The sequence below is a fragment of the Planococcus glaciei genome (assembly GCF_900099655.1).
GTDB lineage: Bacteria > Bacillota > Bacilli > Bacillales_A > Planococcaceae > Planococcus > Planococcus glaciei.
Genome location: NZ_FNDC01000010.1, coordinates 36,863 through 55,653, shown reverse-complemented (window position 1 = coordinate 55,653; position 18,791 = coordinate 36,863). Strand labels below are relative to the sequence as shown.

19 protein-coding genes and 1 other annotated feature are annotated in these 18,791 nt (G+C 48.0%); of the genes, 3 read left to right on the top strand and 16 right to left on the bottom strand.

What is annotated here, in order from left to right; genetic code table 11:
* Window positions 1-13 precede the first annotated feature (13 nt).
* From BLQ32_RS12655 to BLQ32_RS12640, 4 genes are read right to left on the bottom strand one after another with little or no spacing between them, the layout of a single operon-like run.
* A complete protein-coding gene (locus BLQ32_RS12655; RefSeq protein WP_053165401.1) occupies window positions 14-331 on the bottom strand; it encodes a thioredoxin family protein in 318 nt (105 codons plus the stop codon).
* An 18-nt stretch (window positions 332-349) separates the two neighbouring features.
* Window positions 350-859: a hypothetical protein gene (locus BLQ32_RS12650; protein ID WP_074510589.1), complete on the bottom strand. Its 510-nt coding sequence runs from the start codon at window positions 857-859 to the stop codon at window positions 350-352.
* A 33-nt stretch (window positions 860-892) separates the two neighbouring features.
* Window positions 893-1,441 carry a DUF84 family protein gene (locus BLQ32_RS12645; protein WP_051413752.1) on the bottom strand — a complete coding sequence of 183 codons (549 nt, stop codon included), beginning with the start codon at window positions 1,439-1,441 and terminating at the stop codon, window positions 893-895.
* A 43-nt stretch (window positions 1,442-1,484) separates the two neighbouring features.
* Window positions 1,485-2,558, bottom strand: a complete 1,074-nt coding sequence (locus BLQ32_RS12640) for a M42 family metallopeptidase (RefSeq protein ID WP_074510588.1) — start codon at window positions 2,556-2,558, stop codon at window positions 1,485-1,487.
* 167 nt (window positions 2,559-2,725) lie between these two features.
* Here BLQ32_RS12640 and BLQ32_RS12635 point away from each other — a divergent pair, with 167 nt between their 5' ends.
* The gene (locus tag BLQ32_RS12635) at window positions 2,726-3,040 is read left to right on the top strand and encodes a PepSY domain-containing protein (protein ID WP_036804920.1); all 315 of its coding nucleotides are present in this window, start codon (window positions 2,726-2,728) and stop codon (window positions 3,038-3,040) included.
* A 32-nt stretch (window positions 3,041-3,072) separates the two neighbouring features.
* On the opposite strand, the gene BLQ32_RS12630 is transcribed toward BLQ32_RS12635, so the two are convergent.
* The 6 genes from BLQ32_RS12630 to pepV all read right to left on the bottom strand — a co-directional run bounded on the left by BLQ32_RS12630 (window position 3,073) and on the right by pepV (window position 8,471).
* On the bottom strand, window positions 3,073-3,927 hold the full coding sequence (locus tag BLQ32_RS12630) for a YtnP family quorum-quenching lactonase (RefSeq protein WP_053165398.1): 855 nt from the start codon (window positions 3,925-3,927) through the stop codon (window positions 3,073-3,075).
* A 20-nt stretch (window positions 3,928-3,947) separates the two neighbouring features.
* Window positions 3,948-4,598, bottom strand: coding sequence for a tRNA (guanosine(46)-N7)-methyltransferase TrmB (trmB, locus tag BLQ32_RS12625; RefSeq protein ID WP_074510587.1), 651 nt, complete (start codon window positions 4,596-4,598; stop codon window positions 3,948-3,950).
* Window positions 4,595-5,527 (bottom strand): diacylglycerol/lipid kinase family protein, encoded by a 933-nt coding sequence (locus BLQ32_RS12620; RefSeq protein WP_036802209.1) that lies wholly within the window; start codon window positions 5,525-5,527, stop codon window positions 4,595-4,597. The genes trmB and BLQ32_RS12620 overlap by 4 nt, the downstream gene beginning before the upstream one ends.
* 21 nt (window positions 5,528-5,548) lie before the next feature.
* Window positions 5,549-6,088: an RNA 2',3'-cyclic phosphodiesterase gene (thpR, locus tag BLQ32_RS12615; RefSeq protein WP_074510586.1), complete on the bottom strand. Its 540-nt coding sequence runs from the start codon at window positions 6,086-6,088 to the stop codon at window positions 5,549-5,551.
* An 80-nt stretch (window positions 6,089-6,168) separates the two neighbouring features.
* Window positions 6,169-7,017, bottom strand: coding sequence for a D-amino-acid transaminase (dat, locus tag BLQ32_RS12610; protein WP_036802207.1), 849 nt, complete (start codon window positions 7,015-7,017; stop codon window positions 6,169-6,171).
* A 68-nt stretch (window positions 7,018-7,085) separates the two neighbouring features.
* Window positions 7,086-8,471: a dipeptidase PepV gene (pepV, locus tag BLQ32_RS12605; protein WP_074510585.1), complete on the bottom strand. Its 1,386-nt coding sequence runs from the start codon at window positions 8,469-8,471 to the stop codon at window positions 7,086-7,088.
* A gap of 299 nt (window positions 8,472-8,770) precedes the next feature.
* On the opposite strand from pepV, the gene BLQ32_RS12600 reads away from it, so the two are divergent.
* Entirely contained in the window at window positions 8,771-8,992 is a 222-nt protein-coding gene (locus BLQ32_RS12600) for a DeoR family transcriptional regulator (RefSeq protein ID WP_036802205.1), read from the top strand.
* A gap of 179 nt (window positions 8,993-9,171) precedes the next feature.
* Here the strand turns inward: BLQ32_RS12600 and BLQ32_RS12595 are convergent, their stop codons facing one another.
* Together BLQ32_RS12595 and BLQ32_RS12590 are read right to left on the bottom strand one after the other, a co-directional pair.
* Entirely contained in the window at window positions 9,172-9,885 is a 714-nt protein-coding gene (locus tag BLQ32_RS12595; RefSeq protein ID WP_074510584.1) for a pseudouridine synthase, read from the bottom strand.
* Between the two features lie 10 nt (window positions 9,886-9,895).
* A complete protein-coding gene (locus tag BLQ32_RS12590; RefSeq protein ID WP_036802203.1) occupies window positions 9,896-11,503 on the bottom strand; it encodes a putative polysaccharide biosynthesis protein in 1,608 nt (535 codons plus the stop codon).
* A 132-nt stretch (window positions 11,504-11,635) separates the two neighbouring features.
* Here BLQ32_RS12590 and BLQ32_RS12585 point away from each other — a divergent pair, with 132 nt between their 5' ends.
* Entirely contained in the window at window positions 11,636-12,901 is a 1,266-nt protein-coding gene (locus BLQ32_RS12585; protein ID WP_074510583.1) for a BaiN/RdsA family NAD(P)/FAD-dependent oxidoreductase, read from the top strand.
* Window positions 12,902-13,271: 370 nt separating this feature from the next.
* Here BLQ32_RS12585 and leuS read toward each other — a convergent pair whose 3' ends face one another.
* The 4 genes from leuS to BLQ32_RS12565 form a co-directional block, all read right to left on the bottom strand.
* Window positions 13,272-15,683 carry a leucine--tRNA ligase gene (gene leuS / locus BLQ32_RS12580; RefSeq protein ID WP_074510582.1) on the bottom strand — a complete coding sequence of 804 codons (2,412 nt, stop codon included), beginning with the start codon at window positions 15,681-15,683 and terminating at the stop codon, window positions 13,272-13,274.
* A gap of 41 nt (window positions 15,684-15,724) precedes the next feature.
* Window positions 15,725-15,930 (bottom strand) — a binding site (T-box leader).
* Between the two features lie 45 nt (window positions 15,931-15,975).
* Complete coding sequence (locus tag BLQ32_RS12575; protein ID WP_036802200.1) at window positions 15,976-16,629, bottom strand: 3-oxoacid CoA-transferase subunit B; 654 nt, start codon at window positions 16,627-16,629, stop codon at window positions 15,976-15,978.
* A 17-nt stretch (window positions 16,630-16,646) separates the two neighbouring features.
* Window positions 16,647-17,339, bottom strand: coding sequence for a CoA transferase subunit A (locus BLQ32_RS12570; RefSeq protein ID WP_036802199.1), 693 nt, complete (start codon window positions 17,337-17,339; stop codon window positions 16,647-16,649).
* A 141-nt stretch (window positions 17,340-17,480) separates the two neighbouring features.
* A complete protein-coding gene (locus BLQ32_RS12565; protein ID WP_074510581.1) occupies window positions 17,481-18,683 on the bottom strand; it encodes an MDR family MFS transporter in 1,203 nt (400 codons plus the stop codon).
* Between the last annotated feature and the right edge of the window lie 108 nt (window positions 18,684-18,791).

The following is an 18,791-nucleotide window of genomic DNA, read 5'->3' as shown; positions in this document are numbered from 1 at the left end:
AACCGTCATTTTGTTATTTAGGCAGATTGGTCAAAAAAGCCTCAATCTCTTCTTGTGTTTTGCGGTCTTTGCTGACAAAACGCCCTGCCTCATTGCCGTTCGTATAAGCAAGAAAACTCGGAATGCCATAGATGTCTTTTTCAATGCACAAATCAATAAAGTTGTCGCGGTCTACCGACACAAACGTAAAATCGCTGAAAGACGATTCAATATCGGGCATGATCGGGTCAATTACACGGCAATCCGGGCACCAGCCTGCTGTAAACATAAAGACAACCGGTTTGTTGGCTGCCAATTCATGAAATTCTTCAGTAGTAGTTAATGTTCTCATTCGGCTATCCCCTAACGTCTAATTTTCGATGGATCGGACTGTTTTCATCATCCAGTCCATATTTTTTTCAATGTCCCGTTCTTCGGAAATGGTGGTCAACTTGACGCCTCCAGCGCTTACAACCAGTTCATAGCGGTCTTCGGCGATTTCCCGGACGGTTGTAAAGCCGAACCGTCCACTTTGTTCAAAGGTTTCATCAGCTACCCATTGTTGTTCTGGATTGGCTTTTTGAAGGTCATAGAATAAAGTGCTGTCTGCTGCCTCGTTCGGGTTAATAAATAACGCATAGGAGTCGCTTCCTTTGGTGATCATGATATTCTGTTTGTCAGAAGGCTCCTCAATGGTATAGCTTCTTGGGACATAAAGTTCAGTCCCGTCTGAACTTTCATTGGTTTCAACCGGCTCATCTTCAAAAGCTGCAGCCACTTTTGCGACACCGTCTGCAATACGTTCTTCCGGCAATGCCAGACAGCCGCTCAAAACAGCAGCCGATATGATTATTCCTGCAAAAAATCCTTTACGAGGCACACTTATTCCTCCCTATCCATACTTGTTCTTATTTTAAAGATGTTTCGGAGCACTTGCAACTGTATCGATGCCCCGTACATATTGTCCGACTAATAGGCTGACAATATGCTCGAACATTTCATCCCGGTTAACAAACCCCGCCGTCAAAATCCCGACAGCCCCTTTATGGTGGCGGACGCCGGTTTCATTCGCATAGTTGTCCATCACTGGACCCAGTTCTTGCCCTGCCCGCAATTTCCCGGCAATTTCATCCGGCAATGGGATTTGTGCACCTGCAGCTGTGTAAAGTTGCCCTTCGCTTGTCGCCAATGCTCCCCAGTTGCACAAATACATTTGCCCTTCCAGGTCATAGACGCCGCCTTCCAGGCCAATCGCCAGATCAAGTGTTCCAGTCAGTGCCGATTTCGAACGGTTAACCGCCCCTTGCCTTGTTTCTTCAAGAGACAGTGGTTGAGCGGAAACTCCGGACTCCACATCTGCTTGGGCCAAATCATACGCAATTTCCAATTTTTCCAAAACCGCTTCCACCGCTTTTACTTTTGCCGGGTTTTTCGAAGCGATTGCTGCCTTGATCTTTTTCATCCCAATCATTCCTTTCAAAAAAAAAGAGCCCGAAGGCACTTTTTTAGACGTTTTGTTTAATGGTCTCAAGTGTCGTGCGGTCAGCCGCTTTGACAAGTTTCGTAATCAATTCTTTTGCTGCTGCATAATCATCTGTATGGATGATCGATGCGGAAGTATGGATGTAGCGGGAACAAATACCGATAACGGAGCTTGGAATGCCTTCGTTGGCTGTATGCACACGGCCTGCATCCGTTCCGCCTTGTGAAACGAAGTATTGATACGGAATATGATGCGTTTCCGCCGTATCCAGGATGAACTCGCGCATGCCGCGATGTGTGACCATGGTCCGGTCCAGGATGCGCAGCAATGCGCCTTTTCCTAATTGGCCAAACTCATTTTTGTCGCCGTTGGCATCGTTTGCCGGGCTCGCATCCAGTGCGAAGAATAAATCCGGCTGGATCATTGCGGCAGCCGTCTGAGCTCCGCGAAGCCCCACTTCTTCCATGACGGTTGCGCCTGAATACAATTGGTTCGGCAATTGTTCATCTTTCAGTTCTTTCAGCAATTCAATGGCCAATCCGCAGCCGTAGCGGTTGTCCCAAGCTTTTGCCATGATTTTTTTGTCGTTTGCCATCGGAGTGAACGGGCTGAATGGCACAATTTGCTGTCCTGGACGGATGCCGAATGACAATGCATCTTCCTTGTCGTCTGCCCCGACATCAATCAGCATGTTCTTCATGTCCATCGGCTTGCTCCGCATTTCTTCGCTCAGCAAGTGCGGTGGAATGGATCCAACCACGCCCTGGATTTTTTTATCGCCGGCAATGATTTCCACGCGTGTAGCCAGCATAACCTGGTTCCACCAGCCGCCCAATGGCTGGAAACGGAGCATGCCGTTGTCGGTGATTTGGGTGACCATAAAACCGACTTCGTCCATATGGCCGGCTACCATGATTTTCGGGCCGTCTTGCGGGCCGTACTTGACGCCAAAGATGCTGCCCAGATTATCCTGAACGACTTCGTCCGAATATTTTTTGAGTTCTTGCTTCATGAATTTTCTCACTGCGTGTTCATTTCCTGGAGCTCCCGGAAGTTCAGTTAAAGTTTTAAACAACTCGCGCGTTTCATTATTCATCTAAGTGTTCCTCCTAATGGATTGCTAATTCAAGTTTAGAGCTTTTTTGGGCTGATTTCCAGCTTCTTCTTTCGATTATCGAAAGAAATATATTCTGCTTAGCACTTTGGTATGGCGAAATAAAATTTTGTGTTACAATTTATGGAGCACGTATAGGAGGGATTCTTGTGAAAAATCGAGATTTATTGGTTGGATTTGCAGCGGGTGTTGCAGCGACTTATATCATCAGAGAAGTCTATGACAGAAAAGCGACGCTTTACCCGGCTGACGATGTACTGAAAAGCGTCAAATCAGCGTTTAAAGAAGAAGGACCGATCGACGGCTCGTGGATTTTCATGAAAACCGAACCGTACAAACAGCATGCAGTTGCAACAGAAGTTTATAAAGGCGGCATCACCCGGCACCGCGAAGACGAGCTCGAGCAATTCGAGTTCCTGGCAGATGCGTATACCGGAGCTGTTCTTGAAGTAAATAAAGTCTAAAAAAAGAGCCGGCATTCAGCCGGCTTTTTTATTTATAGCTTTTTCTCTTGGTATTGCACCGATTCTACGATTTCTTTGCCATCCGCACTCCATTTAAGGACGCGGTAGTAGGCATCGTGGTAGAACGAGAAGTAATAGCCGTTTTCGAGCGCTTCTTTCATGAGCTTTTCCTTGGCGTAAATGGAATCCATCGGATAGTCGTCATAAGCAAGCACCCAAAGCGGATTTTGGTGGGCATGCGTTGGCATAATATCGCCCATATGCAGGAGCGTTTCGCCGCCGCTTTCCATTTTGATGACGCTGTGGCCGTTGGAATGGCCGCCGGTATGGATCATCGTAATGGCGTCGAACAAGGTTTTTTCGCCTTCGAAGGTTTCCACTTGGTCCACAATCGGCTCCCAGTTTTCTTTCCAGTATGTATTTCTGGAACGGATATTCGGATGCTGCATTTCTTCCCACTCAATGGCGGAAACGTGGATTTTGGCATTCGGAAATGCCGAAACGTACGCATCGCCTTGTTGCTTCGTCAAACCTGCGGCATGGTCTCCGTGCAAATGCGTCATCAGGACCGTATCAATATCTGCAGCAGTCAGCCCAAGTTCTGCCAAATTTTCTTCGATGCGTGATTCAGCGGATACCCCGAGATTCCGCTTTTGGCGGTCTGTCAGTTTTCCAGAGCCGAGCCCGCTGTCGATGATGATGTTATGGCCCTTATACTGTATCAGCACCGGATGTGTTGGCAATTCAATCTGGTTCTCTTCGGTCACTGGATATCGTTTAGACCAGACCACTTTCGGCACCACCCCAAACATTGTGCCTCCATCAAGCCAAGTCGTTCCCCCGTCCAGCCAAGTTAATGCCATGTCATGAAACTGAAATTTCTCCATCCCCAAATTCCTCCCAGTCCTTAATTCGCGTTGAATTGTGCTTCGAGCCGGTAAATCGGCTGCCCTTTTTTCGAGAACTTCTCTTCATACTCGGTCATGATGTTCCATTCCGGTTCGTTAGCGTGAAGGTCCAAAGAAACATCCTTCAGCAGCATGCCGTATTCCGACATGCTGACCAGCGAGTATTCAAAAAGGCCGCGGTTATCCGTTTTAAAATGGATTTCCCCGTTTTCCGGCAGAACCGATTCATAAAGCGCCAAAAATGTTTTGTACGTAAGGCGGCGCTTTGCGTGGCGCGTTTTTGGCCACGGATCGGAAAAGTTCAAATAGATGCGGTCCACTTCGCCTTTTTCAAAGAACTCCAGCAAATCAGCTCCGTTTACACGCAGCAGTCGCAAGTTCGGAATGCCGCCTTCCGTTTCAAGGACTCCTTCAAGCGCACTGACGATAACGCTGTCAAACAACTCGATGCCGATGTAATTGACTTCCGGATTGGCTTTTGCCATGCCGAGGATAAAACGGCCTTTGCCAGTTCCCACTTCAATATGAAGCGGCTTGTCATTGCCGAAAACTTCTTTCCACTTGCCTTTTTGCTGCTCCGGATTTGGAATAACAATCTCCGGATTGGCAGCGATCAAATCTGCTGCCCATGGTTTATAACGTGATCTCATTTACTTTCCTCTTTCTTCCTTGTATTTACGGCGTACCAATGATGCTCGCTTACAGTATAGCGTACCGCTTCTTGAATAGGTGTTTTCCCTGCGTAGTCTCCGTCTGTATGCCGGAAGATCTCCCCATCGACCGCCAGCTTGAATTCAGTGCCGCTCGTCTGGTGCACTTCTTTAAACCTTGTGTGGCTTCCGGTAAAAACCGTACCAAAGACCAGCAGCAGTTTCAAGCGGGAAATCCCGTGGACCACCGTCAGCTCCAGCAGGCCGTCATCGGTTTTTGAAGCGGGCGATAGTTTCATGCCCCCGCCAAAATAAGGCTGATTGCTCACCGTAGCGAGCCAGACATCTTCAAAAATCGTCTTCTGCCCTTGCTGTTCCACCGTAAGCTGAAATTTTTTGAAGCGGGCCAACGTCAAAACCACATACAATAGGTAAACCAATTTGCCGGCATTGATTTTATTCAGCCAGCTCTTTAATAGTGAACGGTTGACCAACGCCGATATTTCTGCATCCAAGCCAATGCCGGAACTGCTGGCAAACCGGTGGATTTCGCCGTTTTGCAGTTCGCCTAGATCTTCCCGTTTGGATGTTGGGTGCTTTAGAAAGTCCGCAATTGATTCAGCGGTCGGGAACGCGTGGTACCCTCTTCCAAAATCATTGCCGGAGCCTGCTGCAATCGCACCTACAATCAGCTGCTCGGCTCCCGCCGCTCCGGCGATGATTTCACGCAAGGTGCCATCCCCGCCAAAGCCGATGATCAGCGTTTTGTTCCCCGCTTCTTTATAAGACCGGACAATCGATGTAGCATCCCCAGCCCTTTGCGTAAGCACCGTTTCATATGGAAAACGGATGGTTTCGGCAAAGCGGCGCCATTTTTTTAAGGCATTGCCGTTGCCTGCCACTGGATTTATGATGAACACTGTTTTCATTGGACCTCGCCTATCGCGTTTTTAAACGCTTTCTTTCAGTTGATAGCTTGCTTCGGGAATGTACTTCGGCACACTGCCCGGCTCAATCCGGAAAACGGTGAATTCCGTTACCGGAAATTTCATGGCCGGAATCGGCATTTCAATATCAAGCGGCGGACCGCCTGCCCATTTTCCCGCTAACGTAATATGAGGAACAAACGGCTTTCCATCCGGATTCAATCGGAACGGACGCAGCGCTTCCCTGACTTTTGCCTGAAGTTCGATAAGCGGCGGACTGTCTTCTACCGCTGCATAAACAATTCGCGGTGTAGCAGGATTGCCGAAAGTTTTTACCGTGCTCGTCGTCAATTCAAACGGTGCGTGGCGGATTTTAGAAAGTGCCTGCTGCGCCTCCTGTATTTCTCCGTGCGGATCGCTGCCGATAAAAAGCAAGGTAATGTGCATGTCGACCCAATGGGTATAGCGCTTATGGCTTTTTAGATTCCAAGCCGTTCTTGCTTGGTCCAGTTTTTTGGCTGCTGGCTCTGGGATTTTGATGCCAATAAAATAATGTGCCTGCATAAACATCACCTCTCTTCAGTTTACCATTGATATCACCACAAAAAAATAGCGATCGGCTTTCGCCGATCACTTTGTGTCATTTATGATTTTACCGTTAACTTTAAGTTCGCTTCGAACGCCTGTTGGAGTTTTTTCGTCAGTTCACCAGGAACTCCTTCACCAATGTTCTGGCCGTCGATTTGAATGATCGGCATGATTTCAGCTGTCGTAGACGACATAAAGATTTCATCCATTTCAAGCGCTTCCGTTTTGGTGAACGCCGTTTCCTGAACCGTAATGCCCTGTTCTTTGCACAACTCCAAAATCACACGTCTCGTAATGCCGTTCAAAATCAAATTTGTAGCCGGATGTGTATAGATGACGCCGTTTTTAATTCCATACATGTTTGAAGAAGATCCTTCCGTCACTACTTCTCCGCGGTGCAGAATCGCTTCATAAGCGCCTGCTTCATGGGCTTCCTGCTTCGCCATTACGTTGCCAAGCAGGTTCAAGCTTTTAATATCGCAGCGCAGCCAGCGGACATCTTCAACAAATGCCGCTTTTACGCCGGCTTCCATCATTTCCACCGGACGTTCCACTTTTTTCGGATAAGCGACTAGCACTGGAGAAGTTACTTGCGGGAAGTGGTGCTGTCTCATTGCTTCTCCGCGCGTAATTTGCACATACACTTGGCCGTTGTCGATTTCGTTCATTTCCACCAAGTCATACATCATTTTGTGGAACACATCTTTCGTGTAGGGAATGACAATCTTAATTTTTTCTGCGCTGTCATAAAAACGGTCGATATGTTCTTTTGCTGTAAACAAATTGCCTTGGTACACGCGGATGACTTCATAAATCCCGTCGCCGAATTGGTACCCCCGGTCTTCTTTTGATACGTTCAACTCATTTTCCCGAATAAACTCACCGTTATGCAAAATCCACTCCATGTCAAATCCCTCTTTCCTCATTTTGTTCTGCCGCATTCCACGGGTCTTGCAAAAGCCCACTGCGGAAATCAAACGTCTCCGCTTTTCTTGCATGCTAATTGGTAAATGGCTTCAGCGTAAATCGCTGTCGCTTTTATTAAATTGTCGATATCGACAAATTCATCCGCTTGGTGGGCGACATCCTTTTCGCCTGGGAACAGCATGCCGAATGCCACGCCTTTTTGCAGCACGCGCGCATAGGTTCCGCCGCCGATGGATAGAAGATCCGCAGTGTTGCCTGTTTGTTTTTCATAAGCATTTTGAAGCGTTCGGATGAATGGGTCGTTTTCATCCACATAATGAGGAGTCGAATTGGAGCGAATTTCCATTGAAAAAGCATCCGTTTTCGCATCTGCCATTTTTTCTTCAAATGGATAACTGATCGAATACCTCATGCTGACTTCAACTGTTGCCAATTTGTCCTGTTCAAACTTCAGAATGCCGGCGTTGAATGTAGTATCACCGGAAATGTCATCGGTGTAATCCAGGCCAAACCGACGGCCGCGCGAATCATTGTAGAAATTATCTGCAACAAACGCCGTAAATTCTTTGCCGTCTCCAGCCAACTGGTCTTTCAAAAATACAGCCAGCAAAATTCCGGCATTAACACCGTCGTCCGGTTCCATGGCATGCGCCGATTTTCCGTGTACGGCCAATTTGACGCCTTCCTCCATTTGTTCGCATGTGCCTGCCACTTTGTGTTTGCTGCAGAATTCATCGAACTGCGTCTGCCAATCCGCTAAACTTCCATCCACGATTGCTTCTGCCAAATCCGGCACCATATTGGTCCGTTTGCCGGAAGCGAATGATTGCAATGCGTCCGGTTGCATCCATTCCTTTTTGGAGAATGCAAGAGACGCTATGCCTTTTTCAGCATTAATAATCGGGAAATCGGCATCCGGCGCAAAAGCGATCGTGGGCATTTCTTCGGTTTCAAAATAACGATCGACACAGCGGAACCCGCTTTCTTCATCGGTTCCGATAATGAGGCGAATCCGTTTATCAAACTCAAAACCTGCTTCTTTCACCATATTCAGTGCAGTCCAAGCGGCAATGGTCGGGCCTTTGTCATCAATGGATCCGCGTCCGTATAATTTGCCGCCTTCCACTTCACCGCCAAATGGCTCTTTCGTCCATCCAGCTCCAGCAGGCACTACGTCCACATGCCCCAGAATGCCCAGCAATTCTTCCCCTTCTCCAATTTCAAGATGGGCTGCTACATTGGCTACGTTTTTCACGCGGTAGCCGCGCTCTTCACCTTTATCCATAAACCAATGTAATGCACGTTTCACTTCGGTTCCAAAAGGGGCCTCGGGTGTTGCGTCTTCACTCAACACGCTCGGGATTGCGATTAAGCTTTGCAATTCCTCAATGATTTGGTCTCTTCTTTTTTCTGCTTCTGTTTGCCAGTCCATTTTTCACTCCCCTTTTATTAACGCTATTGTACACCTTTTGAGAAAAATTTAAAGAACCAACCTTAAAATTGCGAAAATAATCCTGTGTTTAAGAATGTTAAGTTTATGTGAAATAAACGTTATTTGTAGATATTCGAATACTTTTTCGCTATAATCAAATTGTCAGATAATACCGACTGACAGATTTTTATAAAAAAAGGGGATGTCTTTGGCATTTATTTCAAACCTGCTGAGTATAACTCAGCCATTCGTCCGCTAGTCTTTGCCTACAGGAAAAAAGATGAAGGAGTGGTTCTTACTTGAAACCAACAACTGATCGCATGCTAATTCGTATTAAAGATATGTATAAGTACATCCGTGACAACGGGACTGTAACTACGCAAGATCTTGTCGATGAATTCGGCATCACTCCTCGCACCATTCAAAGAGATTTGAATGTGTTAGCCTTTAACGATTTGGTAGAAAGTCCAACTCGCGGCAAATGGACAACGACGCACAAGAAAGTCAAAATGACATCCTAAGAAAAGCACAAGCGCCCATTCAGCTTCGACAGGCTTAAGGCAGAACTCGCAGGAATCCTGATTTCCGCAGCGGGCTGCCTTAAGTTCCCGAGAAGCTGGGCGCTGGAGCCTGGACATCCTGAGAAAAGCGCAAGCTAAAATTCTCCCCTGCATAAAGAAAATGACCGCAATATCTGCGGTCATTTTCTTTGTTTTAAGGCCTCTAATTCTGCTTCTGCCAAATGGCGGTATTCCCCAAGCTGCAAATTGGGATCCAGTTCCAGCGGCCCCATCGACAGGCGCTTCAAATAAGTCACTTCTTTCCCGACACTTTGAAACATCCGCTTTACTTGGTGAAACTTGCCTTCTGTAATCGTCAATTGGATTTCCGATTGCTCCCCGCTTTTCAAAATCTCCAGAACAGCCGGTTTTGTCACATAGCCGTCATCCAGCATGACGCCCCGTCTAAACGCTTCTCCGTCTTCTTCAGTCACAACGCCGTCAATCAAGGCGAAATACTTCTTGTCTACATGCTTTTTCGGAGACAATAGCTCATGCGCCAGTTTGCCGTCGTTCGTGATCAGCAAGAAACCTTCTGTGTCTTTATCCAGACGGCCGACCGGAAACGGTTCAAAGTTCTGTTCCGCTTCCCCCAGCAAGTCAATGACGGTCTGGTCGTATTTGTCTTCCGTTGCGGAAATCACGCCCTGTGGTTTGTTCATCAGCAGGTAAATAAACTCGGTGTAGTCGACTTTCTCTCCGCCCACTGTCACCACATCCGCTGCTTCATCCACATGGACTTTTGGATCGCGGACGGCTTGGCCGTTCACTTCCACCGCTTTTGACTTCAGCAGGACTTTCACTTCTTTCCGGGAACCGTAGCCCATATTCGATAAAAATTTATCTATGCGCATTGTGCCCCTCCTAAAAACCGAATTTCCGTGTGTATTTTGTCAGGCGTTCGCCTAAAAGCTTTTGCGCGATGCCCGTTTTCAAGCTGAGGTATCCATAAACTGCTCCGCCGATTCCGCCGACAATGAGGATGCGGGCCAGTGAATGGAATTTTGAATCCATTCCGAGGAACAGGTCCAGGCCGGCCAGTGAAGCAAAAACAGCTCCAGCCATAATGGCATTTAAAATGACTATCAACAGGATGCGGCGCAGCACCATATTCGAACGGTAATTCATTGTTTTGAAGATGACTGCCAAGTTCATGACGATAGCGACAACATAGCCGATAATGGTCGCCGCAATGGCACCGTCTGTTTCAAACATGCGAATCAATGGAATATTCAATGCAAACTTCAGCAAAAGGCCGATCGACAAGTTTAAAATAATCCATTTTTGCTGATTGATTCCCTGCAAAATCGAAGCCGTCACCGGGAACATGGCAAACAGGATGGCGACCGGCAAATAATGCGCCAGAATTTCCGAGCCCGGTTCGCTGATTTCATAGAACACATGGTATAGCTCATCCGACAGCATCGTCATGCCGACTACGGCCGGCAAGGTCAAGAATAAAAGAATTTGGAAAGTCTGGTCCAACGTGCGGTTTACAGACTTGAATTGATTATTCGTAAAGTATTTGGTGATCAGCGGGATAAGCGCCATCGAGAATCCGGTAGCAAGCATCACCGGAATCATCACCAGTTTATGGGCGGTCAAGTTTAAAATCCCTAAGTAAATGCTTGAATTGGCTGCGTTTTCCGTAGTGCTCATCGCATTGTTGAACGTCAGCATATCAATAAACTGGAACAACGGATTGGCAATGCCAAGAAACACGACCGGCAAGGCATAAATGGCGATTTCTTTATACATATCGCGCAGCCGGACATCATATGACTCCACCGATTTGGCGCGAAGTTCGTTGTACTCCGGCTTTTTCTTTCTCCAATAATAGAACAGGACAAGGACGCCGCCAAGCGCCCCGACAAATGCAGAAAGCACGGCAATCTGCACGGCGGTTTCCGGAGTTCCGTTAAAGACATTCAGAACCAGGTAAGCTCCGCCAAGCAGGAACACGATGCGGACAATCTGTTCAATCAATTGCGAAACGGCCGTCGGCATCATGAAGTTATAGCCTTGGAAGAATCCGCGGAACAAGCTCATAAATGGCACAACGATCAACGCAAAACTTACCCATTGAATCACTTCTTTTACGTCTTGCACCGAATTGACTTTATCTTTTTCATCAATTGTCAGCTCCGCAAGCGGGCCGGCAAAGAAATAAAGAAACAAAAACGCGGCAAAACCGGTGACCATCATAGTTGTCAGGCCGGATTTCAATAATCTCCTGCCGGTTTCGTAATCACCGAGCGAATTGTATTTCGCGACAAATTTCGAGAACGCAATCGGCGCCCCGGATATTGCCAGCGACAGCATTAAGTTATAAGGTATGTACGCATACTGGTAAAGGCCGATATTCTCTTCCCCAACCATATCGTAAAACGGAATGACATAAATGACCCCAAGGATTTTAGATAAGAACAAACCCATGGTTAAAATGGCGGTTCCTTTTATTAACGTTGACATTTTACACTTCCTGACATTTTTCTAATAAAAAAAACAATCTACACGATAGTTTACACCTATAAAAGAAATTACTCAACGAGTTTTCTTCCATGGTGTATACTGTAAGAAAAAACGAAAGCGAGTTCTTATTTTATGTATGATGTAATTATTATCGGCGGCGGCCCTTCCGGATTGATGGCCTCCATCGCCGCGGCTTCAGATGGCCAAAAAGTGCTGTTGATTGAAAAAGGCAAAAAGCTGGGCAAAAAACTGGTGATTTCGGGCGGCGGACGCTGCAACGTAACCAACCGGCTGCCACTTGAAGAAATTGTGAAACACATTCCGGGAAACGGACGTTTTTTATACAGCCCGTTTTCTGTCTTTAATAATGAAGACATCATCGCCTTCTTTGAAGGCCTTGGCGTCGCTTTAAAAGAAGAAGACCACGGCCGCATGTTCCCTGTTTCGAACCGGGCGCAGGACGTGGCAGATGCCATGTTCCGGGAAATGGACCGGCTGAACGTCAAAGTGATGCTTGATTCCCCGGTCAAAAAACTGCTGATGACCGATGACAAAGTGACAGGTGTGCGCCTTCATTCCGGCGAGGAATTTACGGCACAGGCGGTTGTCGTTGCAGTCGGCGGAAAAGCGGTGCCTCAGACCGGCTCAACCGGAGACGGCTACCCGTGGGCAGAAAAAGCGGGCCATACGGTAACGGATTTGTATCCGACGGAAGTTCCGCTCCTGTCAAAAGAGCCGTTCATCGTTGGCCGGGAACTTCAGGGCTTAGCGCTTCGCGATGCATCTGTATCCGTGCTGAATAAAAAAGGCAAAGTGCTCGTCACTCACCAGATGGATATGCTGTTCACCCACTTTGGCCTCAGCGGCCCGGCGATTCTCCGCTGCAGCCAGTACGTCGTCAAAGAAATGAAGAAAAACGGCCAGCAGCCGGTGGAAATGCGAATCAATACACTGCCGGAAGAAAATGCCGAATCGGCGTTTCAGCTGCTTCATAACATGATGAAAGACGAGCCGAAAAAAGCGGTGAAAAACGTCTGGAAAAGCATCACGCAAGAACGCTGGCTGCTGTTTTTGATGGAACGCGCCGGAATTGATCCGCAGGCAATCGGTGCAGAGCTGGCAAGCGACAAAGTGCGTCTTCTTGCTCAGCAACTGACGGCTTTCTCGATGTCCGTGACCGGAACTCAGCCGATTGAAAAAGCGTTTGTCACAGGCGGCGGCGTCTCGATCAAAGAAATCGAACCGAAAACGATGGCTTCCCGCAAAAAGCCCGGCCTCTACTTCTGCGGAGAAATTTTGGATATCCACGGGTATACTGGCGGCTACAATATCACATCCGCTTTGGTTACGGGCAATGTCGCCGGACAAAGCGCCGCAGCTTTTGCACGAGAAGCATAATAAGAATGGCAGCGTCCGCTTTTAGCGGGCGTTTTTTAATAGGACGAGAATATTTGATGAAGGATGCAGGCTTGTGGATTTATCGAAGGTGCTTCTCTCTTCACTTCTGTTTATCTGCTTTTATTTCCGTTTATCTGCGATTTCCGGTTTTTATCTGCGATTCTGAAAATTTATCTGCTTTATTGGAATTTTATCTGCGTTCCGCTATTTTACTGAGGCTTCCCTTCAAATATTTCTGTCACTTGCAGCACTCTGTTTTTTCTTGCAGCATTTCACTCCTTACTTCCACCAACTCCATTTTTACTTGCAGCAAACAAAAAAAGCCTGTCCGGCATGAGCATTAGGCTCTGCCGGACAGGCTTTAACTTTATTAAGCGATAACTACGTTAACCAATTTCCCTGGAATTGCGATGACTTTACGGACTTGTTTGCCCTCAGCCGCTTTCACAATGTGCTCATCCGCAAGTGCTGCAGCTTCCAGTTGTTCTTTCGTGGAATCTTTGGCAATGACCAGTTTCGTTCTGACTTTGCCGTTCACTTGGACGACCACTTCGATTTCGTCGTCTACCATTTTCGACTCATCAAATTCCGGCCATGCCGCATACGTGATCGATTCTGTATGGCTCAATTTCTCCCACAGTTCTTCTGCTACGTGAGGCGCAATTGGAGACAAAAGTTTCACAAAGCCTTCCACGTATTCTTTCGGGATCGCATCCGCTTTATAGCCTTCGTTGATGAAGACCATCATTTGTGAAATGGCTGTATTGAAGCGCAGCCCTTCAAAATCCTCTGTCACTTTCTTGACGGTCTGGTGATAGACTTTTTCCAGTTTGCCGTCATTGGCGTCAACCACTTTGCTGCTCAACTGCTCTTCTTCCACCAACAGGCGCCATACCCGGTCAAGGAATCGGCGTGCACCGTCAAGGCCGTTTGTCGACCAGGCGATGGACGCTTCAAGCGGCCCCATGAACATTTCGTACAAACGAAGCGTATCAGCTCCGTGGCTTTCGATGATCTGATCCGGGTTGACTACGTTGCCTTTGGATTTCGACATTTTCTCGTTGCCTTCCCCCAGAATCATGCCCTGGTTGAACAATTTCTGGAATGGCTCTTTTGTGGAAACCACACCGATATCGTAAAGCACTTTATGCCAGAAGCGTGCGTACAATAGGTGAAGTACGGCATGTTCCGCTCCGCCGATATATACGTCTATCGGAAGCCAGTGTTTTAGCAATTCCGGATCCGCCAGTGCTTCCTCGTTGTTTGGATCGATGTAGCGCAAGTAATACCAGCAGCTGCCAGCCCATTGCGGCATTGTGTTCGTTTCGCGTCGGCCTTTCATGCCCGTTTCCGGATGAACGACATTAACCCATTCCGTAATGTTGGCAAGCGGCGATTCGCCTGTTCCGCTTGGCTTAATGTCTGTCGTCACTGGCAGCATCAACGGAAGATCTTTTTCGTCGACCGGCGTCATGGTGCCGTCTTCCCAGTGGATGATCGGAATCGGTTCGCCCCAGTAGCGCTGGCGGCTGAACAGCCAGTCACGCAAGCGGTACGTGATTTTCTTTTCGCCGACGCCGTGCTCTTCAAGCCACGAAATCGCGCGTGCAATTGCTTCTTTTTTGTTCAGACCGTTCAAGAAGTCGGAGTTGATCAATTCGCCGTCGCCTGCATAAGCTTCCGTTGAAATGTCTCCCCCAGAAACCACTTCCACAATCGGCAAATCGAATTGCTGTGCGAATTCATAGTCGCGTTCGTCATGCGCCGGAACTGCCATGATGGCACCTGTTCCGTAAGTTGCCAACACGTAATCCGCTATCCAGATTGGCATTTTCTCGCCGCTTACCGGGTTGATTGCATAAGCGCCGGTGAACACGCCGGATTTCTCTTTTGCCAAATCAGTGCGTTCCAAATCGCTTTTCGTTTTCACGTCGTCGATGTATTTTTCAACTGCCGCTTTTTGGTCCTCCGTTGTAATGTCTGCCACCAATTTGTGCTCTGGTGCCAAAACTGCATAAGTTGCACCGAAAATCGTATCCGGGCGAGTGGTGAAAGCACGGAATGAATGGCCGTTGCCGTCCACCTGGAATTCAAGTTCTGCGCCTTCTGATTTGCCGATCCAGTTGCGCTGCATGTCTTTCAAGCTTTCCGGCCAGTCCAATTCATCCAAATCTTCCAGCAAACGGTCCGCGTATTCCGTAATGCGAAGCACCCATTGGCGCATCGGGCGGCGTTCAACCGGATGTCCACCGCGTTCTGATACGCCGTCGACCACTTCTTCATTGGCAAGGACGGTGCCAAGTGCCGGGCACCAGTTGACCGCTACTTCATCAACGTAGGCCAAGCCTTTGTTGTAAAGTTGGATGAAAATCCACTGGGTCCATTTGTAGTATTTTGGATCCGTTGTATTTACTTCACGGTCCCAATCATAAGAGAATCCAAGTTCCTGGATTTGGCGTTTAAACGTTGCGATGTTTTTCGCCGTAAATTCTGCCGGGTCGTTTCCGGTATCAAGCGCATATTGCTCTGCCGGAAGGCCAAATGCGTCCCAGCCCATCGGATGGAGCACGTTATAGCCCTGCATGCGTTTCATGCGGCTCAAAATATCGGTTGCTGTGTACCCTTCCGGATGCCCGACGTGAAGGCCGGCGCCTGAAGGATATGGGAACATATCCAACGCATAAAACTTCGGTTTGGAAAAATCCGTTTCCAATTTGAAGGTTTTGTTTTGATCCCAGTATTTTTGCCATTTCTTTTCAACTGTCTTGTGCTTGAATGTCATCTCTGTTCCTCCTCAAAAATAAAAACTCCCGTCCCTCATAAATAAGGGACGGGAGTTTCCCGCGGTACCACCCAAATTAGCGGCCAGCCGCTCAACTTGATTCCTTAACGCGGAAAACGGTGTATATTACTCCATTCACATACACGGACTCCAAGGCGAGTTCAATTGCGCTATCCACCGGCTTGCACCACCCGCCGGCTCTCTTCAAGAATAGACGCAATCTACTGCTCCTCTTCACAGCCACTTACTATTACTCCTTATTCTATCGGAGCCGCCAGCCTTTGGCAATACATTATGATACTTTCACGTTCTCCGTATTCAGCGGCGCATCCGTTGAATCGATGATGTCCTGCACCGTGAAGCCTTCGAACACTTCAGTCAACACTAGCCCGTTTTCCGTCACTTCGATGACGGCGCGCTCCGTGATGATTTTATTGACAACGCCTTTGCCCGTTAAAGGCAGATCGCACTGCTTTTTGATTTTTGGCGAGCCGTCTTTTGACACATGGTCCATAATGACGATGACTTTTTTAGCACCGTGCACCAAATCCATTGCGCCGCCCATGCCTTTGATCATTTTCCCGGGAATCATCCAGTTTGCCAAATCCCCATTTTCCGCCACTTCCATACCGCCCAGAATGGCAACATCAATATGGCCGCCGCGGATCATGGCGAACGATTCAGCACTGGTAAAGAAAGCGGAACCTGGAATCGTTGTGACCGTTTCTTTGCCTGCGTTGATCAAATCCGGATCCACTTCGTCTTCCGTCGGGTAAGGCCCGATGCCGAGCAAGCCGTTTTCAGATTGCAGCACGACGCTTTTATTGTCAGAAATGAAGTTCGCTACAAGCGTCGGCATGCCGATGCCCAGGTTCACGTAATCGCCGTCTTTGATTTCTTTTTCGGCGCGTCTGGCAATTCGTTCTCTCACTAAGTTCTTGTCCACAGAATTCCCGTCCTTTCTTATACCGATCGAGTGGTTAAGCGTTCAATTCGTTTTTCCTGTTTCGCTTGAAGCAAACCTTGCACGTAGATGCTTGGCGTCTGGACTTGGTTCGGGTCGATGTCGCCGATTTCCACGATTTCCTCGACTTCGGCAATCGTGATCTTACCCGCCGCTGCTGCCAAGGGATTGAAGTTTTGCGCGGTTTTGTTGTAGACGAGGTTGCCCATTTTATCGGCTTTGGCTGCACGCACTAAAGCGAAATCCGCTTTCAAGGCATGTTCCAATACGTATTCTTTGCCGTCAAATTCACGGATTTCTTTTCCTTCCGCCACCGTTGTGCCAACGCCCGCCGGAGTGAAGAATGCCGGAATGCCGGCTCCGCCTGCCCGCATTTTTTCTGCCAATGTCCCTTGCGGCGTCAATTCCACTTCGATTTCACCGGACAGCACCTGGCGTTCGAATTCTTTGTTTTCGCCCACATAAGAACCGATCATCTTTTTGATTTGTTTGTTTTTCAGCAATAAGCCGAGACCCCATTCATCCACACCGCAGTTATTGGAAATAACGGTAAGGTCCGTTACCCCTTTTTCCACAAGCGCCAGGATCAATTTCTCAGGAATCCCAACCAAACCGAACCCGCCAACCATTATTGTGGCGCCGTCCTGTATTTGTTCAACTGCTTCTTGAGCAGAACCATAAATCGGTTTCATCAAAAGTGGCCTCCATTCGACTTTACAGAATATTATTTAAATAAAGCGCTTTCTCTTCTAATTTAAACAAACTCCCATTTAAAACGCAACATGAAGAAAGCCGGAAGACTAAGTTTTATCAGTCTTCCGGCTTCTGTTCAATCAATTATAGGTTTCCTGCAGTTGTGCCGATTGTTCCAATTCGGCTGCCTTAAGCGGACGGTCGTATAATAATGCGGTGACAATCGCAATCGCGATTAACACTGTCACCAAGATGAAAAGTGCCGGCATGCCATACACATCGACCATCACACCGCCAAGGAGCGGCCCGATCATGCGGCCGCCAGTTGCGACGCTGTTGACGATGCCCTGGTAAAAGCCTTCCCGGCCTTTTGGCGCAAGCTGATTCGCCAAAGCCGGAACCGCCGGCCAAACGAACATTTCCCCGATGGTCAACACAACCATGGCCGCCACAAACATCGAGAAGTCCTGGGCAAATGCAACAATCACATATGAAACGATCATGATGCCCATGCCGATGACGAGCTGGCGTTTGATATTGTCTTCAATCCGTTTCATGATCGGCCGGATAAATGGCTGGCCCGCCACAATTAAAAAGCCGTTCAATGACCACAATAAACTATATTGTGTCAAGGTAATGCCGATTTCCTGCGTATAGGCAGAAATCGTAGATTGCCACTGTACGTAGCCGATCCAGCATAATAGATAGCCGGCGGAAACGATCATCAACGCATTAAATGGTGCTTTTTTGCGGATCCGCTTCCCTTCATTGAACACCGACGTATGCGACACCGGAGAAATCGACATCGACTTGAAGCCGAACAAGGCAATCAAGAAAAACAGGACGTACATTCCGAGGTTCGCTGCAAATATAAAGTCAAAGCGGTAAGCGGCGAGTATCCCGGCCATCGCCGGACCGATGGCTACGCCCACGTTCTGTGCCAAGTAAATGGCGTTGAACGCTTTTCGCCCGCCTTCCGGCCAGACCGTTCCCACCATCGCATACATACTTGGGAACACAATCCCGCCGCTAAATCCGATGATCGTATAAAAAATGACAAATGGCAGAAACTCGTGCCATAAGGTCAACCCGGCCAAAGCAACGGTTGTAACAACAATCCCGCCGAGAATCGATTTATAGCCGCCGATCCGGTCAAAGAGCGCACCGCCCAGCAAATTCCCGATCACCGCTGCGCCTGCGTTGGCCATTAATACAAGCCCGGCAAGCGAAAGTGATTTCCCTAAATGGTCGTGCATATATATAGTAGTCAAAGGCCATAAAAACGAGTTCCCCGTCACGTTGACGAGCATTCCGATAATCAAAAGCCAGACGCGTTTTGGCATCCTAATCTCTCCTCATATTCCAATTCCAAAAGCCATTGTATTCCTTTTATTCCTTCCCGACAAGACAAATATTTCGCGTCCCGTAAAATCAGATTTTTCAGGCGTTGT